Annotated in this window: 12 protein-coding genes and 2 tRNA genes; 12 read left to right on the top strand and 2 right to left on the bottom strand. The window is 62.2% G+C overall.

Annotation, left to right across the window (positions count from 1 at the left end; genetic code table 11):
* The first annotated feature begins 56 nt into the window (after window positions 1–56).
* Together IB249_RS05385 and IB249_RS05390 are read left to right on the top strand one after the other, a co-directional pair.
* A complete protein-coding gene (locus IB249_RS05385; protein WP_192302458.1) occupies window positions 57–1,772 on the top strand; it encodes a proline--tRNA ligase in 1,716 nt (571 codons plus the stop codon).
* Window positions 1,773–1,789: 17 nt separating this feature from the next.
* Window positions 1,790–2,743 carry a hypothetical protein gene (locus tag IB249_RS05390; RefSeq protein ID WP_192302459.1) on the top strand — a complete coding sequence of 318 codons (954 nt, stop codon included), beginning with the start codon at window positions 1,790–1,792 and terminating at the stop codon, window positions 2,741–2,743.
* A 97-nt stretch (window positions 2,744–2,840) separates the two neighbouring features.
* On the opposite strand, the gene dinB is transcribed toward IB249_RS05390, so the two are convergent.
* Window positions 2,841–3,902 (bottom strand): DNA polymerase IV, encoded by a 1,062-nt coding sequence (gene dinB, locus IB249_RS05395; protein WP_192302460.1) that lies wholly within the window; start codon window positions 3,900–3,902, stop codon window positions 2,841–2,843.
* 301 nt (window positions 3,903–4,203) lie between these two features.
* Here dinB and IB249_RS05400 point away from each other — a divergent pair.
* From IB249_RS05400 to IB249_RS05415, 4 genes are all read left to right on the top strand, one after another.
* A tRNA-Met gene (locus tag IB249_RS05400) sits at window positions 4,204–4,280 on the top strand.
* A 193-nt stretch (window positions 4,281–4,473) separates the two neighbouring features.
* A tRNA-Met gene (locus tag IB249_RS05405) sits at window positions 4,474–4,550 on the top strand.
* A 265-nt stretch (window positions 4,551–4,815) separates the two neighbouring features.
* Window positions 4,816–7,458 (top strand): bifunctional lysylphosphatidylglycerol flippase/synthetase MprF, encoded by a 2,643-nt coding sequence (mprF, locus tag IB249_RS05410; protein ID WP_192302461.1) that lies wholly within the window; start codon window positions 4,816–4,818, stop codon window positions 7,456–7,458.
* The gene (locus tag IB249_RS05415) at window positions 7,458–8,753 is read left to right on the top strand and encodes a virulence factor family protein (RefSeq protein WP_192302462.1); all 1,296 of its coding nucleotides are present in this window, start codon (window positions 7,458–7,460) and stop codon (window positions 8,751–8,753) included. Before mprF ends, IB249_RS05415 begins: the two co-directional genes overlap by 1 nt.
* Before the next feature lie 238 nt (window positions 8,754–8,991).
* Here IB249_RS05415 and IB249_RS05420 read toward each other — a convergent pair whose 3' ends face one another.
* Window positions 8,992–10,893 carry a potassium transporter Kup gene (locus tag IB249_RS05420; RefSeq protein ID WP_192302463.1) on the bottom strand — a complete coding sequence of 634 codons (1,902 nt, stop codon included), beginning with the start codon at window positions 10,891–10,893 and terminating at the stop codon, window positions 8,992–8,994.
* Between the two features lie 440 nt (window positions 10,894–11,333).
* Here IB249_RS05420 and rimO point away from each other — a divergent pair, with 440 nt between their 5' ends.
* From rimO to tsaA, 6 genes are all read left to right on the top strand, one after another.
* Window positions 11,334–12,671: a 30S ribosomal protein S12 methylthiotransferase RimO gene (gene rimO, locus IB249_RS05425; RefSeq protein WP_192302464.1), complete on the top strand. Its 1,338-nt coding sequence runs from the start codon at window positions 11,334–11,336 to the stop codon at window positions 12,669–12,671.
* 111 nt (window positions 12,672–12,782) lie between these two features.
* Window positions 12,783–13,256 carry a GNAT family N-acetyltransferase gene (locus IB249_RS05430; RefSeq protein WP_192302465.1) on the top strand — a complete coding sequence of 158 codons (474 nt, stop codon included), beginning with the start codon at window positions 12,783–12,785 and terminating at the stop codon, window positions 13,254–13,256.
* A 129-nt stretch (window positions 13,257–13,385) separates the two neighbouring features.
* Window positions 13,386–14,096: an rRNA pseudouridine synthase gene (locus IB249_RS05435; RefSeq protein ID WP_192302466.1), complete on the top strand. Its 711-nt coding sequence runs from the start codon at window positions 13,386–13,388 to the stop codon at window positions 14,094–14,096.
* A gap of 72 nt (window positions 14,097–14,168) precedes the next feature.
* Window positions 14,169–14,639 carry a DUF1456 family protein gene (locus IB249_RS05440; RefSeq protein WP_192302467.1) on the top strand — a complete coding sequence of 157 codons (471 nt, stop codon included), beginning with the start codon at window positions 14,169–14,171 and terminating at the stop codon, window positions 14,637–14,639.
* 221 nt (window positions 14,640–14,860) lie between these two features.
* Window positions 14,861–15,631, top strand: coding sequence for an SDR family oxidoreductase (locus IB249_RS05445; protein ID WP_192302468.1), 771 nt, complete (start codon window positions 14,861–14,863; stop codon window positions 15,629–15,631).
* Window positions 15,632–15,762: 131 nt separating this feature from the next.
* The gene (gene tsaA / locus IB249_RS05450; protein ID WP_192302469.1) at window positions 15,763–16,461 is read left to right on the top strand and encodes a tRNA (N6-threonylcarbamoyladenosine(37)-N6)-methyltransferase TrmO; all 699 of its coding nucleotides are present in this window, start codon (window positions 15,763–15,765) and stop codon (window positions 16,459–16,461) included.
* Window positions 16,462–16,499: the final 38 nt, after the last annotated feature.

Here is a 16,499-nt window from a genome sequence, read left to right on the forward strand (position 1 = left end):
CTCGCCCGTACAATGCTCCGTCATTTCTCGTCATCAGCAATCGATAACGGCCAACCATGCGCACCAGTCAATTTTTGCTCGCCACACAGAAAGAAACGCCTTCCGACGCGGTTGTGATCAGCCATCAGCTGATGCTGCGCGCCGGCATGATCCGCAAACTCGCCTCGGGCCTGTACACCTGGCTGCCGATGGGCTTGCGAGTGATGCGCAAGGTCGAAGCCGTCGTTCGCGAAGAAATGAACGCCGCAGGCTCTTTGGAAGTGTTGATGCCGAGCACCCAACCGGCTGAACTGTGGCAGGAATCCGGTCGCTGGGAAGAGTACGGCCCGGAATTGCTGCGCTTCAAGGATCGCCACAATCGTGACTTCTGTGCCGGCCCGACCCACGAGGAAGTGATCACCGACCTGATGCGCAACGAGCTGAGCAGCTACAAGCAGCTGCCCATCAACCTGTATCAGATCCAGACCAAGTTCCGTGACGAAATCCGCCCACGCTTCGGTTTGATGCGCGGCCGCGAATTCATCATGAAAGACGCCTATTCGTTCCACGCCGACCAGGCCTCGCTGCAGGTCACCTATGACCGCATGCACCAGGCCTACTGCAACGTGTTCACACGCCTGGGCCTGAAATTCCGTCCGGTGGAAGCCGACAACGGCTCCATCGGCGGTGCCGGCTCCCACGAATTCCACGTCCTGGCCGAATCCGGCGAAGACGATATCGTCTTCAGCAACGGTTCCGACTACGCGGCCAACATCGAGAAAGCCGAAGCCGTGCCACGGGAGACCTCCCGTCCTGCTCCTTGCGAAGAGCTGCGCCTGGTGGACACCCCGGACACCAAGACCATTGCCGCCCTGGTGGAAAAATTCAATCTGCCGATTGAGAAGACCATCAAGACCCTGATCGTGCACGCCGAAGAAGAAGGCAAGCTGATTGCCCTGGTGATCCGTGGCGACCACGAACTCAACGAAATCAAGGCCGCCCAGCAGCCAGGCGTGGCCAGCCCGCTGGTGATGGCGTCCGACGCCGAACTGCGCGACGCCATTGGCGCCGGCGCCGGTTCCCTCGGCCCGCTGAACCTGCCGCTGCCCGTGATCATCGACCGCTCCGTCGAGCTGATGAGCGACTTCGGCATTGGCGCGAACATCGACGACAAGCACTACTTCGGCGTGAACTGGGAGCGCGACCTGCCAGTGCCGACCGTGGCCGACCTGCGTAACGTGGTCAGCGGCGACCCGAGCCCGGACGGCAAGGGCACCCTGGAAATCAAGCGCGGCATCGAAGTCGGGCACATCTTCCAGCTGGGCAACAAGTACAGCAAGGCGATGAAGTGCGAAGTGCTGGGCGAAAACGGCAAGCCGGTCACCCTGGAAATGGGTTGCTACGGCATCGGCGTGTCCCGCGTGGTCGCCGCCGCCATCGAGCAGAGCAACGACGACAAGGGGATCATCTGGAGCGACACGCTGGCGCCGTTCCAGGTCGCCCTGGTGCCATTGCGCTACGAAACCGAGCAGGTGCGCGAAGCCACCGACAAGCTGTACGCCGAGTTGACCGCTGCCGGGTTCGAAGTGCTGCTGGACGATCGCGACAAGAAAACCAGCCCGGGCATCAAGTTCGCGGACATGGAGCTGATCGGCATTCCTCACCGGATCGTGGTCAGCGACCGCGGCCTCGCCGAAGGCAACCTGGAATACAAGAGCCGTACCGAGGCCGAGCCGCAAGCGCTGCCGGTTGCTGACGTACTGTCGTTCCTTCAGGCCCGTATCCGCCGCTGAAACCAGATAGAGACGTCATGTTCAAGCGAAACACCTTAGGCCTCGGTGGCGCCGCCCTGTGCGGCGCCCTGCTGGTCAGCGGCTGTGCCAACCACATGTCGCAACGCAGCGAGCACGAGGAACGTGTCGAGCGCAAACTGCTCGACCACCGCCTGCAGATCGATGTCGGCGAGCCTAAGGTGCTTGAGCTGCCGCAACGTCGGGTGAAGATCCACGAGCAAAAGACTTTCGAAGTCACCGAGTTCGAAGTGACGCGGCATTACGATCGCTACACGCCTTACCAACCCTGGCGGGAGATCTACGAGATCCCGCTGGGCGCGGTGGCGGTGGTGGCCGGTGTCGGCGCGAACGTGGCCAACGTGTTCGCCCTCGGCAACCTGCCCGATAGCATGACCAAGGACTGGTTCAGCTACGGCATCGCCGGGCTCAACCCGTTCATGAACGCACCGTCCAACGGCCGCTCACAGCAGAACCTCGCCGGCATCGACGAAGTCCAGCTCGACAAACGCACCGAGTACTCGAGCCTGCCGTGGAGCGAGCGTCCGGTCGAGGTCAAGGCCGGCAAGGAAACGTTCGAGCTGAGCACCGATAAAAACGGCGTCTTGCGCCTGAACCTGTTGGACAGCCCTTTCGCCGAACGCGACATCAATCACCTGAGCCGGTTGCTGATCCGTGTCGAGGACGGCCAGGACGATGTGCATACGGATTCGAGCCTGGCGGTCAGCAGTTCGCTGCGTGGCAAACTGCTCGAAGCCCATGGCCTGATTTACGACGACCTCGAAGACGGCGAAGTGAGCCAGTGGGTGCACCGGGTCAAACGCCTGTCGGAACTGGGCCTGGAGGAAGAAGCCAGCGAGCTGGAACAGAGCCTGATCGAACTGACGCGCAACGACCCTGAGTTGCAGACCGAATTCATGAAGTCACTGGCCAAGGATGGTGGTCGTTTGGTGGCGGATCCGGGGCCGAACTAACTTCTGAAATCATCGCGAGCAGGCTCGCTCCCACAGTCACCACAACCTCTGTGGGAGCGAGTCTGCTCGCGATGAGGCCCTTGAGGTCGCCGCAAACCTACCGCTCGAACAACTCCATCTGCTCGAACCCGCCCCGCAGGTCCTCCAGCCGTACGCCAATCCCCAACAACCGAACCGGTTTGCCGCCGCGATTGAACGCCTGGGTCAGCAACAGCTGATAACTGCCAAGGTCCCGACCTGCCCCCGCCTGCTCCAGGGTGGTTTGGGTGAAATCATGAAACTTCACTTTGACGAACGGCTTGCCCGGCCGATAGCTGCTGTCGATTCGCGCCATGCGCCCGGCCAGGGTCTCCATCAGCTCGGGCAACTTATCCAGGCAGCTGCGCAGATCCGGCAGGTCGGTGTCGTAGGTGTTTTCGACGCTGATCGACTGCCGCCGACTGTCGTTGTGCACTAGCCGCTCATCGATCCCACGGGCCAGGCTCCACAGTCGTTCGCCAAAGCTGCCGAATTCGCGCACCAGCGCCAACTTGTCCCACTCGCGCAACTGCAGGCAATCGGCGATTCCAAGCCGCCCCAGCTTGTCGGCGGTCACCTTGCCCACGCCGTGCAATTTGTTGACGGACAGACCGCTGACAAAATCCTCGACTTGATCGGGCGTGATGACGAACAGCCCGTTGGGCTTCTTCCAGTCACTGGCGATCTTGGCCAGAAACTTGTTCGGCGCCACGCCCGCCGAGACCGTGATGTGCAACTGGTTGGACACCCGGCGACGGATGTCCTGGGCGATACGTGTCGCGCTGCCGCCGAAGTGCGCGCTGTCCGACACATCGAGGTACGCCTCGTCCAGGGACAGCGGTTCGATCAGATCGGTGTAATCGCGAAAGATCGTGTGGATTTCCCTGGACGCCTCTCTATATGCGTCCATTCGCGGCTTGACGATGGTCAGGTCCGGACACAGCTTCAATGCATGCCCGGACGACATCGCCGAGCGCACGCCATAGGCCCGCGCCTCATAGTTGCACGTGGCAATCACTCCGCGCCGATCCGCCGACCCACCCACTGCCAGGGGTTTGCCAGCCAGGCGCGGGTCGTCACGCATCTCGATGGCGGCGTAGAAGCAGTCACAATCAACATGGATGATTTTTCGCTGGGTCATGGCAAAGCAGTGTTCATGGCGTAAATAAGTTGGCAGTACATAGCGGATCGGCAGTATCTCACTGACAACTGTATATAGCACCAGTACTCTGAATGTTCTTATCCAATGGTAGGAATAATCGCCGATGAATTTATTTTTTCAATCGAAAGCTGGCTCACAATAGAGCTGAAACCCTTGCCCCGCCTGCGTCACAGCCGATTACACCGCCCCGCGCTCAAGCTAACCAATTGAACAGGAACAGGTTTTATCCAAATTGGAGGTTGACAGCTCGGCGATCCGCTGTAGAATGCCGACCCATAGACGCGGGATGGAGCAGCCTGGTAGCTCGTCGGGCTCATAACCCGAAGGTCGTCGGTTCAAATCCGGCTCCCGCAACCAACATCAAGAAAGGCCACTCGAAAGAGTGGCCTTTTTTGTGCGCGCCTGTTTTGTGTGCCGAACAAGAAATCGTTCTGATTCCGAAACTTAGATCTGCACTGCGACCGATTGCCGCATTTCAACACTTATTTGACCCTATCCCGCATTAACGGTTGACACCCCGCCGTTCGCCTGTAGAATGCCGCCACACAGACGCGGGATGGAGCAGCCTGGTAGCTCGTCGGGCTCATAACCCGAAGGTCGTCGGTTCAAATCCGGCTCCCGCAACCAACATCAAGAAAGGCCACTCGAAAGAGTGGCCTTTTTTGTGTCTGTTGAAAAAGTCCTTTCGCAACAATGACCTGTCATCCTGCTATGAAGCGTTCGCCCGCCACAACGCACCGGGATCAAGCTATGCTGATTCGCAGATCGAACGTGACAGGCCATCGCCGACCATCGGTGAGAAGCGTTAAAATTCGTGATTATTTTTTTCTACAGGGATTGGTTACTTGGCTGGATACCTCCATCCTGTCGCGCACAATCCAAGAGGTGATTGATGCGCGCCAACTCGTCTGATCCACAAGACCCCGTCACCGCGACACAACCGATCAAGGCCGAGCGTCTGCGCTGGCTTGATCTGGTCAGCAAGTATCGTCAGCCCATCGGCCTGGCGGTCACACTGCTGCTGTTCGCGATCGCGCTGATTGCCTGTCGCCACCTGCTGAGCGAGCTCGATCTGTACGCTCTGCATGACTCGATTCTTGAAATACCGAAACCGGCCTTGCTGGGCGCGTTCGCGGCGACCGTGGTCGGCTTCGTCATCCTGCTGGGCTATGAGTGGTCGGCCAGCCGCTATGCCGGCGCCACCCTGCCACCGCGCATCCTGGCCCTGGGCGGTTTCACGGCATTCGCCATCGGCAACGCCATCGGCCTGTCGATGCTTTCCGGCGGATCGGTTCGCTACCGTTTATATGCACGGCATGGCCTGGGGGCGGGAGAAGTCGCCCGCATGACGCTGTTCGCCAGCCTCTCGCTCGGCTGCGCCCTTCCGCCACTGGCGGCGCTGGCAACCCTCAGCAACCTGCCCGCCGCCTCCCTCGCCCTTGGCCTGTCCCAAGGCTTGCTTGGCACGGTGGCCGCCGCAGTGCTACTGCTGTTCTGTGTGCTGGCCATCGGCATCTATCGCCGTCGCCTGCCGGAACAACCTTACGCGGACAACCTGCTGGTCAGGATCGGCCGTCGCACCCTGCGCCTTCCGGGCCGCCGCCTGACCTTCCTGCAACTGATCATCACCGCCCTGGACGTGGCCGCCGCCGCGACCGTGCTTTATCTGTTGCTGCCCGAAGCGCCACCCTTCGGTGCATTCCTGCTGGTGTACCTGCTGGCCCTTGCCGCCGGCGTGCTCAGCCACGTTCCCGGTGGGGTCGGGGTGTTCGAGGCGATCCTGCTGGCCGCTTTCGCCGACAAACTGGGGGCCGCACCACTGGCAGCCGCCCTGCTGCTCTATCGCCTGATCTACGTGGTGCTGCCACTGCTGGTGGCGAGCCTGCTGCTGCTGATCAACGAAGGCCAGCGCTTGTTCCAGACCCGCCAGTCGTTGCGCGCCGCCTCGGGCCTGGCCGCGCCGATCCTGGCGGTGCTGGTGTTCCTTTCGGGCGTGGTGCTGCTGTTCTCCGGCGTGACCCCGGAAATCGACACACGCCTGGAACACATCGGTTTCCTGATTCCCCATCGACTGGTCGACGCCTCGCACTTTGGCGCCAGCCTGGTCGGTGTGCTCTGCCTGTTGCTCGCCCAGGGCCTGCGTCGGCGGTTGTCTGCCGCCTGGATGCTGACCACCATTCTGTTGCTGGTCGGCGCGGTGCTGTCGCTGCTCAAGGGCTTCGACTGGGAAGAAGCCAGTCTGATGACCCTGACAGCCGCCCTGCTCGGCGTTTTCCGGCGCTCCTTCTATCGCCCGAGCCGACTGACCGAATTGCCCTTCTCGCCGCTGTTCCTGGTGGCGAGCCTGTGTGTGCTGGGCGCGTCGATCTGGCTGCTGCTGTTCGCCTATCAGGACGTTCCGTACAGCCATCAACTCTGGTGGCAGTTCACCCTCGACGCCGACGCCCCGCGTGGTCTGCGCTCACTGCTCGGCGCCGCCGTGCTGCTGGTGATCGTGTCCCTGACCTGGCTGCTGCGCACGGCGCGTCCGGTGATCCACCTGCCAACCCCCGACGAACTGGAGCGCGCGCACAAAATCCTCATGGCCTCGGCCCAGCCGGACGGCGGCCTGGCCCTGACCGGTGACAAGGCGCTGCTGTTCCACCCCAACGACGAGGCGTTCCTGATGTATGCCCGCCGTGGGCGCAGCCTGGTGGCCCTGTACGATCCGATCGGCCCGGCCCAGCCTCGGGCGGAAATGATCTGGCAGTTCCGCGACCTGTGCGACATCCACCATGCGCGCCCGGTGTTCTATCAGGTCCGTGCCGAGAACCTGCCGTACTACATGGACATCGGCCTGACCGCGATCAAGCTGGGCGAAGAGGCGCGGGTCGATTTGCAGCGCTTTGATCTGGAAGCCAAGGGCAAGGAGATGAAAGACCTGCGCTACACCTGGAACCGTGGCACCCGCGACGGCCTGTCGCTGGAGATCCATGAGCCGGGCCAGGCGCCGATGGATGAGCTGAAGGTGATTTCCGATGCCTGGCTCACCGGCAAGAACGTGCGCGAGAAAGGCTTCTCGCTCGGCCGCTTCAGCGACGATTACCTCAAGCATTTCCGTATTGCGGTGATTCGTTTCGAAGGACGCCCGGTGGCGTTCGCCAACTTGCTCGAGACCTATGGCCACGACCTGGCCAGCCTCGACCTGATGCGCGCGCACCCCGAAGCACCCAAGCTGACCATGGAATTCATGATGGTCGGCCTGATTCAACACTATAAGAGTCACGGATACGCGCGCTTCAGCCTGGGCATGGTGCCACTGTCGGGGTTGCAACCCCGTCGCGGTGCACCCCTGACCCAGCGCCTGGGCTCGATGGTCTTCCGCCGTGGTGAGCAGCTCTACAATTTCCAAGGCTTGCGCCGCTTCAAAGACAAGTTCCAGCCTGACTGGGAACCCCGTTACATGGCCGTGCCCGCCGGACTCGATCCGCTGGTTGCCTTGGCCGACACTGCCGCCCTGATTGCAGGCGGCTTGACTGGATTGGTGAAACGCTGATGATTCAACGCTCCTTGCGCTACGTTTTGGGCACGCTGATCGTGCTGGCCCTGATCCTCGGTGGCGGTTACTGGTACCTCAAACGCCCGGCGCCAGAACCGACCCTCGAACGGCTGACCCCGGCCGACGGTACTGTCATGACCCGGGTCATTCCCGGCAACACACCACGGGCCCAGGTGCTGGTGGCGGTCACTGACGAACAAAAGCTCAGTGACAAGCAACTGACGACCCTGAGTCGCAGCGGCTCGGCGCAGATTGTCCAGGTGATCCTGCCCAAGGAATGCCTGCTGCAAAGCCGTGCCCTGCAAACAGGCCTGAGGGAACTCAAAGGTCCGGCGACCCTGGTCAGCGGCATCGGCCCCGGCGCCGTGCTGGCCTGGCGCTGGTTGTCGGAACAGAAAGACGACAAGGCCCAGGCCGTTTCGGTGGACCTGGCCCTGGAGAAACCCGGTTGCACGCACCTGCTGCCGAAAAGCGCCGCCCACGGCCACTGGCTGGTGGCATGGAACGACAACCCGGACGACACCAGCGCTGGCTTCGTACGCGACCAGCCGAACGCCGAAACCAGCATCAGCGACTACGACATCAACCTGCCGCAAGTGCTGAACAACGAGCTGCGCAAGCTGCTCGTCGGCGGTGATAAAGCGGCCGGTGGCCTGCAGATCCCCGTGGTTGAAGTGCCGGCTGGCCAGGCCAGGGACACCGTCACCCTGTTCCTCTCCGGCGACGGCGGCTGGCGCGACCTCGACCGCGATGTCGCGGGCGAAATGGCCAAGATCGGCTACCCGGTCGTCGGCATCGACACCCTGCGTTACTACTGGCAACACAAGAGCCCTGAACAGAGCGCCCTGGACCTGGCCGAACTGATGCAGCACTACCGGCAGAAATGGGGCACCAAGCGCTTCATCCTGACCGGTTACTCGTTCGGCGCCGACGTGTTGCCCGCCATCTACAACCGTCTGGAGCCAGCGGAGCAGCAACGGGTCGACGCCATCATCCTGCTCGCCTTCGCCCGCACCGGCAGCTTCGAAATCGAAGTCGAAGGCTGGCTCGGCAACGCCGGCAAGGAAGCCGCCACCGGCCCGGAAATGGCCAAGCTGCCAGCGGACAAAGTGGTGTGCATCTACGGTGAAGAAGAAACCGACGAAAGCGGCTGCACCGACAAGACCGCCGTGGGCGAAGCGATCAAACTGCCCGGCGGCCACCACTTCGACGAAAACTACCCGAAACTGGCCCAGCGGCTGGTGGAGGTGATCGAGAAGCGCCAGGCAAAAGACGAGACGGTGCAGGAGTGACCTGAGCCCCGCCTGACAAAAAGCCCCCGCTACCTCATGGTAGCGGGGGCTTTTTTATCCCAGTGCCATACCGCCCCCCTTGTGGGAGCGTGCCTGTTCGCGGAAGCGGTGTATCAGACTTATCAAGAGTGGCTGACAGGATGCCTTCGCGAGCGAGCCCACTCCCGCAGGGACCTTCGTCAGACACAAAAAAACCCCGCTGGCGCAAGGCTGGCGGGGGCTTTTTGAAGTGGCGGGCTTACATCTCCACCTGCGTCCCCAACTCGATCACCCGGTTCAGCGGCAGGTTGAAAAACCGCAGATTGCCATTGGCGTTCTTCAGCATGAAGGCGAACAGCGCCTCGCGCCAGCGGGCCATGCCTTCGAGCTTGGAGGCGATGACCGTCTCGCGGCTGAGGAAATAGGTGGTGCGCATCGGGCTGAAGTCGAGGTCGTCGAGGTGGCACAGTTTCAGCGCTTCCGGCACGTCCGGCTCGTCGACGAAGCCAAAGTGCAGGATCACCCGGAAGAAGCCTTCGCCATGGGATTCGACCTCGAAGCGGCGGGTCGGCGGGACGCGCGGGATGTCCTCGTACACGACAGTGAGCAACACGACCTGCTCATGCAGCACCTGGTTGTGCAACAGGTTATGCAACAGCGCGTGGGGCACGGCGTCCGGACGGGCGGTAAGGAATACGGCAGTGCCCTGGACTCGGTGCGGTGGCTGGACGCGGATGCTGCTGATGAAAATCGGCAGCGGCAATCCGCCCTCGTCCATGCGCTCCACCAGCAATTGCTTGCCGCGCTTCCAGGTGGTCATCAACACGAACAACGCGATACCGGCAATCACAGGGAACGCCCCGCCCTGAATGATTTTCGGCACGTTGGCGGCGAAGTACAGCCCGTCCACCAGCAGGAAACCCAGCAGCACCGGTACCGCGAGGAGCGGCGGCCATTTCCACAGCAGCAGGATTACCGCCGACACCAGGATGGTGGTCATCAGCATGGTGCCCGTCACCGCCACACCGTAGGCCGAGGCCAGGGCGCCGGAGGACTCGAAGCCCAGCACCAACAGGATCACACCGACCATCAGCGACCAGTTCACCGCGCCGATGTAGATCTGACCCTGCTCCGCACTGGAAGTGTGCTGGATGTGCATGCGCGGAATGTAGCCGAGCTGGATCGCCTGGCGGGTCAGGGAGAAGGCGCCGGAAATCACCGCCTGCGAGGCGATCACCGTGGCCAGGGTCGACAGGCCGACCAGTGGAATCAGCGCCCAGCTTGGCGCCAGCAGGTAGAAGGGATTGCGCGCCGCTTCCGGGTCACCGAGCAGCAGGGCTCCCTGGCCGAAGTAGTTCAGCACCAGCGCCGGCAGCACCAGGATGAACCAGGCACGGGCAATGGGCTTGCGGCCGAAGTGGCCCATGTCGGCGTACAGCGCTTCGGCGCCGGTCAACGCCAACACCACCGCACCGAGGATCGCCACGCCCATGCCCGGGTGGACAATGAAGAAGCGCACGCCCCACGCCGGGTTCAGCGCTTGCAGCACCTCCGGGTGTTGCAGGATGCCGTAGACGCCCAACGCGCCCAGGACGACGAACCAGGTGACCATGATCGGCCCGAACAGGATGCCGATGCGCGCCGTGCCGTGCCGCTGGATCAGGAACAACGCCACCAGCACGATCAGCGACAGCGGCACCACCCAATGGTCGATGCCCTCGAAGGCCAGCCCCAGCCCTTCGATGGCCGAGAGCACGGAAATCGCCGGGGTGATCATGCTGTCGCCATAAAACAGCGCCGCGCCGATCAAGCCGCAGACCACCAGCAGGGTGCGCAGTTTCGCATGCCCCGCGGCCGCCCGGCGCGCCAGGGCGGTCAATGCCATGATCCCGCCTTCGCCCTGGTTGTCGGCGCGCAGAACAAACATCATGTACTTGATCGAAACCACCCAGATCAACGACCAGAAGATCAGGGCCAGGATGCCCAGCACGCCGTCGTGGTTGACCGGTACGCCATATCCCCCGGAAAACACTTCCTTGAGGGTGTACAACGGGCTCGTGCCGATATCGCCATAAACCACCCCGACCGCCGCGACCAACATGCCGATCGGCTTCGTCGCCGAATGCCCCGCGCTCGCAGCCTGACTACTTGCCTGACCCATCCACCACTCCTACTACCCAGACTGGACCGCATTTTAAAGAAGCCGCATGCTTTGCACGCAGCATGCGCTTAACTTGTTGTTACAGACATTTTCTTGACTGAAAAACCGGTAAAGCTCAAAGGCGCGAAGCATAGCGCAGCACTCGTCGTTTTTCCCTTCTTAAAGCTGGTCAAGTGCGCTTCCCGTCGCTAGAATTGCGCACTTTTTGATCAGAGGCGCCTAAGCGTCCCGCCTCGCGAATCACTGCTGCCTTTTGACGGTGCCTGTTGTCGCCATGCTGCGTTGCCGCTTCTCGCCATAGCCAGCTATGACTCGGCGCGGCGCCTTGCCTGGCCCCAACAGTCACTCGTCAAAAAACAGCGTATTCACGAGGCAGGACGCCAAGCGTCCGTCTGTCGCCCCACCCAGAAGGTCGGGCAGCACCTATACCGAGGTTAGACATGTCCACCACTCCTGCGCCAGCCAATCCAAAGGTTGGTTTCGTATCCCTGGGTTGCCCGAAAGCACTGGTCGACTCCGAGCGCATCCTGACCCAGCTGCGCATGGAAGGGTATGACGTTGTGTCCACCTATCAGGACGCCGACGTGGTGGTGGTCAACACCTGCGGTTTCATCGACTCGGCCAAGGCTGAATCCCTGGAAGTGATCGGCGAAGCCATCAAGGAAAACGGCAAGGTCATCGTCACCGGCTGCATGGGTGTCGAAGAAGGCAACATCCGCGACGTACACCCGAGCGTGCTGGCCGTGACCGGTCCGCAGCAGTACGAGCAAGTGGTCAACGCGGTGCACGAAGTGGTGCCGCCGAAACAGGATCACAACCCGCTGATCGACCTGGTGCCACCACAGGGCATCAAGCTGACCCCGCGCCACTACGCCTACCTGAAGATTTCCGAAGGCTGCAACCACAGCTGCAGCTTCTGCATCATCCCGTCGATGCGCGGCAAACTGGTCAGCCGCCCGGTGGGTGACGTGCTCGACGAGGCCCAGCGCCTGGTCAAGTCCGGTGTCAAGGAACTGCTGGTGATCTCCCAGGACACCAGCGCCTACGGCGTGGACGTGAAATACCGCACCGGTTTCTGGAACGGCGCGCCGGTGAAAACCCGCATGACCGAACTCTGCGAGGCCCTGAGCACCCTCGGCGTCTGGGTACGCCTGCACTATGTCTACCCGTACCCGCACGTCGACGAGCTGATCCCGCTGATGGCCGCCGGCAAGATCCTGCCGTACCTGGACATCCCGTTCCAGCACGCCAGCCCGAAAGTCTTGAAGTCGATGAAACGCCCGGCGTTCGAGGACAAGACCCTGGCACGGATCAAGAACTGGCGCGAAATCTGCCCGGACCTGATCATCCGCTCGACCTTCATCGTCGGCTTCCCGGGCGAAACCGAAGAAGACTTCCAGTACCTGCTGGACTGGCTGACCGAAGCCCAGCTCGACCGCGTTGGCTGCTTCCAGTACTCGCCGGTGGACGGCGCCCCGGCCAACGACCTGGACCTGGAAATCGTCCCGGACGAGGTCAAGCAGGACCGTTGGGAGCGCTTCATGGCGCACCAGCAGGAAATCAGCTCGGCGCGCCTGCAGATGCGCATCGGCCGTGAAATCGAAGTGCTGGTCGATGAAGTCGACGAGCAAGGCGCGGTCGGCCGCTGCTTCTTCGATGCTCCGGAAATCGACGGCAACGTGTTCATCGATAACGGCAGCAACCTCAAGCCGGGCGACAAGGTCTGGTGCAAAGTGACCGACGCCGACGAATACGACCTCTGGGCCGAACAGATCTAAACGCGAAAAGCCCTCAAAGCCCCGCTCTCTACACGAGATGCGGGGCTTTTTTACGGCTATCGTATGGGTAGAAAGGACACGCACCATTCACTGCCAAAGGGGCCTCTGGCCATGCGCCAACATGCGGTCATCCACACACCGAAACAGAGTGACTATCCGGAACTGACCCGGGTCTGGGAAGACTCGGTCCGCGCCACCCACGACTTCCTGCCCGACAGCTACATCGAGCTGTTGAAAAACCTGGTGCTGACCCGCTACCTCGACGCGGTGATGCTGATCTGCACCAAGGACTCGCGCCAGCGCATCACCGGGTTCGCCGGGGTGGCGGCGGGCAAGATAGAAATGCTCTTCATCGACCCGGCGCACCGCGGCCAGGGCCTGGGCAAGCAGCTGCTGCGCTACGCCATGGAGCACATGAACGCCGATGAGCTGGACGTCAACGAACAGAACCCGCAGGCGCTGGGGTTCTACTTCAAGCAGGGCTTCGAGGTGATCGGGCGCACCGAACATGACGGCATGGGCCAGCCTTACCCGTTATTGCACATGCGCTTGCGCCGAGCCGAGCCACTGACCCGCAAAGCCTGACCCCTGTGGGAGCGAGCCTGTTCGCGATAGCGATGGGTCAGATGCCATTGCAGTCAGCTGCAGGCTCGCTCCCACATAAAACCTGCCAAGCAGGTACAATGCACACCCCTTTTTTGTTACGGCCCTGTCATGACTGACCCGATTCGTCTCTCCAAACGCCTGATCGAACTGGTCGGCTGCTCCCGTCGGGAGGCTGAGCTGTTCATCGAAGGCGGCTGGGTCACCGTGGACGGCGAAGTCATCGACGAACCGCAGTTCAAGGTGGGTACCCAGACCGTCGCGCTCGACCCCGAGGCCAAGGCCACGGCGCCCGAGCCGGTGACCCTGCTGCTCAACGTGGCGCCGGGCATCGACGCCGAGACGGCCATGGCCAGCATCAGCGCCGAGACCCTGAGCGAAGAACACCGCTTCGGCAAACGGCCATTGCGCGGGCACTTCCTGCGCCTGACCGCCAGCACCGACCTGCAACCGAACGCCAGCGGCCTGCTGGTGTTCACCCAGGACTGGAAAATCCTGCGCAAGCTCACGGCCGACGCGGCGAAAATCGAACAGGAGTACGTGGTCGACGTCGAAGGCGACATGGTCGAACACGGTCTAAACCGCTTGCAGCACGGCCTGACCTATAAGGGCAAGGAGCTGCCAGCGGTCAAAGCCAGCTGGCAGAACGAAAACCGCCTGCGCTTCGCGTTGAAGAACCCGCAACCGGGCGTGATCGCCCTGTTCTGCCAGGCCGTCGGCCTGAAGGCGGTCGCCATCCGCCGCATCCGCATCGGCGGCGTGTCCATCGGCAAAGTACCGTTGGGCCAATGGCGCTACCTGTCGGGCAAAGAGAAGTTCTAGGGCTTTTCACGCCCCCCACATTCCGGCGCCGCTCATGCGCGGCGCCCACTGCCGAAATCAGGATTGCACACCATGATTCATAACGACGTACTGCGCAGCGTGCGCTACATGCTCGACATCAGCGACAAGAAAGTCATCGAGATCATCAAGCTCGGCGGCATGGACGTGGCGCTCGACGACTTGAAGGCGTACCTGGACAAGAAGGAAGAAGACGAGGAAGGCTTCGTACGCTGCCCGGACGAGGTCATGGCGCATTTCCTCGATGGCCTGGTGATCTTCAAGCGCGGCAAGGACGACAGCCGTCCGCCGCAGCCGATCGAAGTGCCGGTCACCAACAACATCATCCTGAAAAAGCTGCGCGTGGCGTTCGAGCTGAAGGAAGACGACATGCACGCGATCCTCAAGGCCGCCGAATTCCCGGTGTCCAAGCCGGAACTGAGCGCATTGTTTCGCAAGTTCGGCCACACCAACTACCGTCCGTGCGGCGACCAGTTGCTGCGCAACTTCCTCAAGGGGCTGACGCTGCGCGTACGTCCGCAGTAACCGCTTCCAACTGTAGGAGCGAGCTTGCTCCGGGCGGCGTTCCGACGAAGAACCTGAGAGCGCGCGTATTTTCAGGTTTCACGCGTTATCGTCGACGACCTTCGCTAGCAAGCCAGCGCCTACAGATAGGCGAATGACCTTTCATTCTTCGTGAAAATAGTGGCTCCGCTGCAAGCGGCTGACGACTAGGGTGTAGTGACCCTCAGCTCTCAGGATTTGCCATGCACCCTTACTTTTCCCTGCAAGGCCGCACCGCGCTGGTGACCGGCGGCACTCGTGGCATCGGCAAAATGATCGCCAAGGCCTACGTCGAGGCGGGCGCCACGGTGTACGTCTGTGCGCGGGACGCCGAGGCCTGCCTGCAAACCGCTGAAGAATTGAACGCATTCGGCATTTGCCACGGGGTGGCCGCCAACCTGGCCACCGAGGAAGGTGTGCAGCAACTGGCAACGCACCTGGGCGAACGCCTGACCCACCTGGACATCCTGGTGAACAACGCCGGCACCACCTGGGGCGCACCGTTGGAGACCTATCCGGTCAAGGGCTGGGAAAAGGTCATGCAGCTCAACGTGACCTCGGTGTTCATCTGCATCCAGCAACTGTTGCCGCTGTTGCGCAAAGGCGGTTCTGCGGCGAATCCGGCGCGGATCATCAATATCGGCTCGGTGGCGGGGATTTCCTCCTTTGGCGAACAGGCTTATGCCTACGGGCCGAGTAAAGCGGCGCTGCACCAGTTGTCGCGGATCCTGGCGCGAGAACTGGTGAGCCAGCACATCAACGTCAACGTGATCGCCCCCGGGCGCTTCCCAAGCAAGATGACGCAGCACATCGGCAATGATGAACAGGCGCTGGCGCAGGACACGGCGCTGATCCCGATGAAGCGTTGGGGCCGCGAAGAAGAGATGGCCGCCCTGGCGATCAGCCTGGCGAGTACGGCCGGGGCGTACATGACCGGGAACATCATTGCTCTGGATGGTGGGTTCAGCCTCTAGACCGATGGCGCGATCATCGCGAGCAGGTTCGCTCCCACAAGGGACAGCGCTGAAGCTGTGGGAGCGAGCCTGCTCGCGAAGAAGCGGTGTGAGTTATCATGCTCGCCCACACCCCGCCTCGATCCCACCCCATGACCTACAGCGTTTCCCCCATCGGCTTCGTGCGTTCCTGTTTCAAGGAAAAGTTCGCCATCCCGCGCCAGCCGCAACTGGCCCCCGCCGCCCGTGGCGTGCTGGAACTGGTGGCGCCGTTCGATCAGGGCGATGCGGTGCAGGGTCTGGAACAGGTCAGCCATGTGTGGCTGCTGTTCCTGTTTCATCAGGCATTGGAAGAAAAGCCACGGCTCAAGGTCCGCCCTCCTCGCCTCGGCGGCAACAAATCCATGGGCGTGTTCGCCACCCGCGCGACACATCGGCCCAATGGCATTGGCCAATCCGTGGTGAAGCTGGACAAGGTCGAGGCCGGTCGCCTGTGGATATCCGGCATCGACCTGCTGGACGGCACGCCGATTCTCGACATCAAGCCCTACGTGCCTTACGCCGACATCATCGACAGTGCCGCCAACCGCATCGCCAGTGCAGCGCCGCCAGCGATTGCGGTGCAGTGGACGGACAGCGCGCTGCAGCAGGCCCAGGGGCATGCACAGCGCCTGTCGGAGCCCTTGGTCGAGTTGATCGGGCAATGCCTGGCCCAGGATCCGCGGCCGGCGTATCAGACGCCCGCGCCCGAGCGGGAATACGGCGCGCAATTCTGGGACGTGGATGTGCGCTGGCATTACCCCACGCCGCAATTGATCCGCGTGCTGGAAGTCATTCCCGCCAAAACCTGAACGCCAGAAACGACTGTGGGAGCGGCTTGCTCGCGAAG

The organism is Pseudomonas sp. PDM04 (genome assembly GCF_014851765.1).
Classification (GTDB): domain Bacteria; phylum Pseudomonadota; class Gammaproteobacteria; order Pseudomonadales; family Pseudomonadaceae; genus Aquipseudomonas.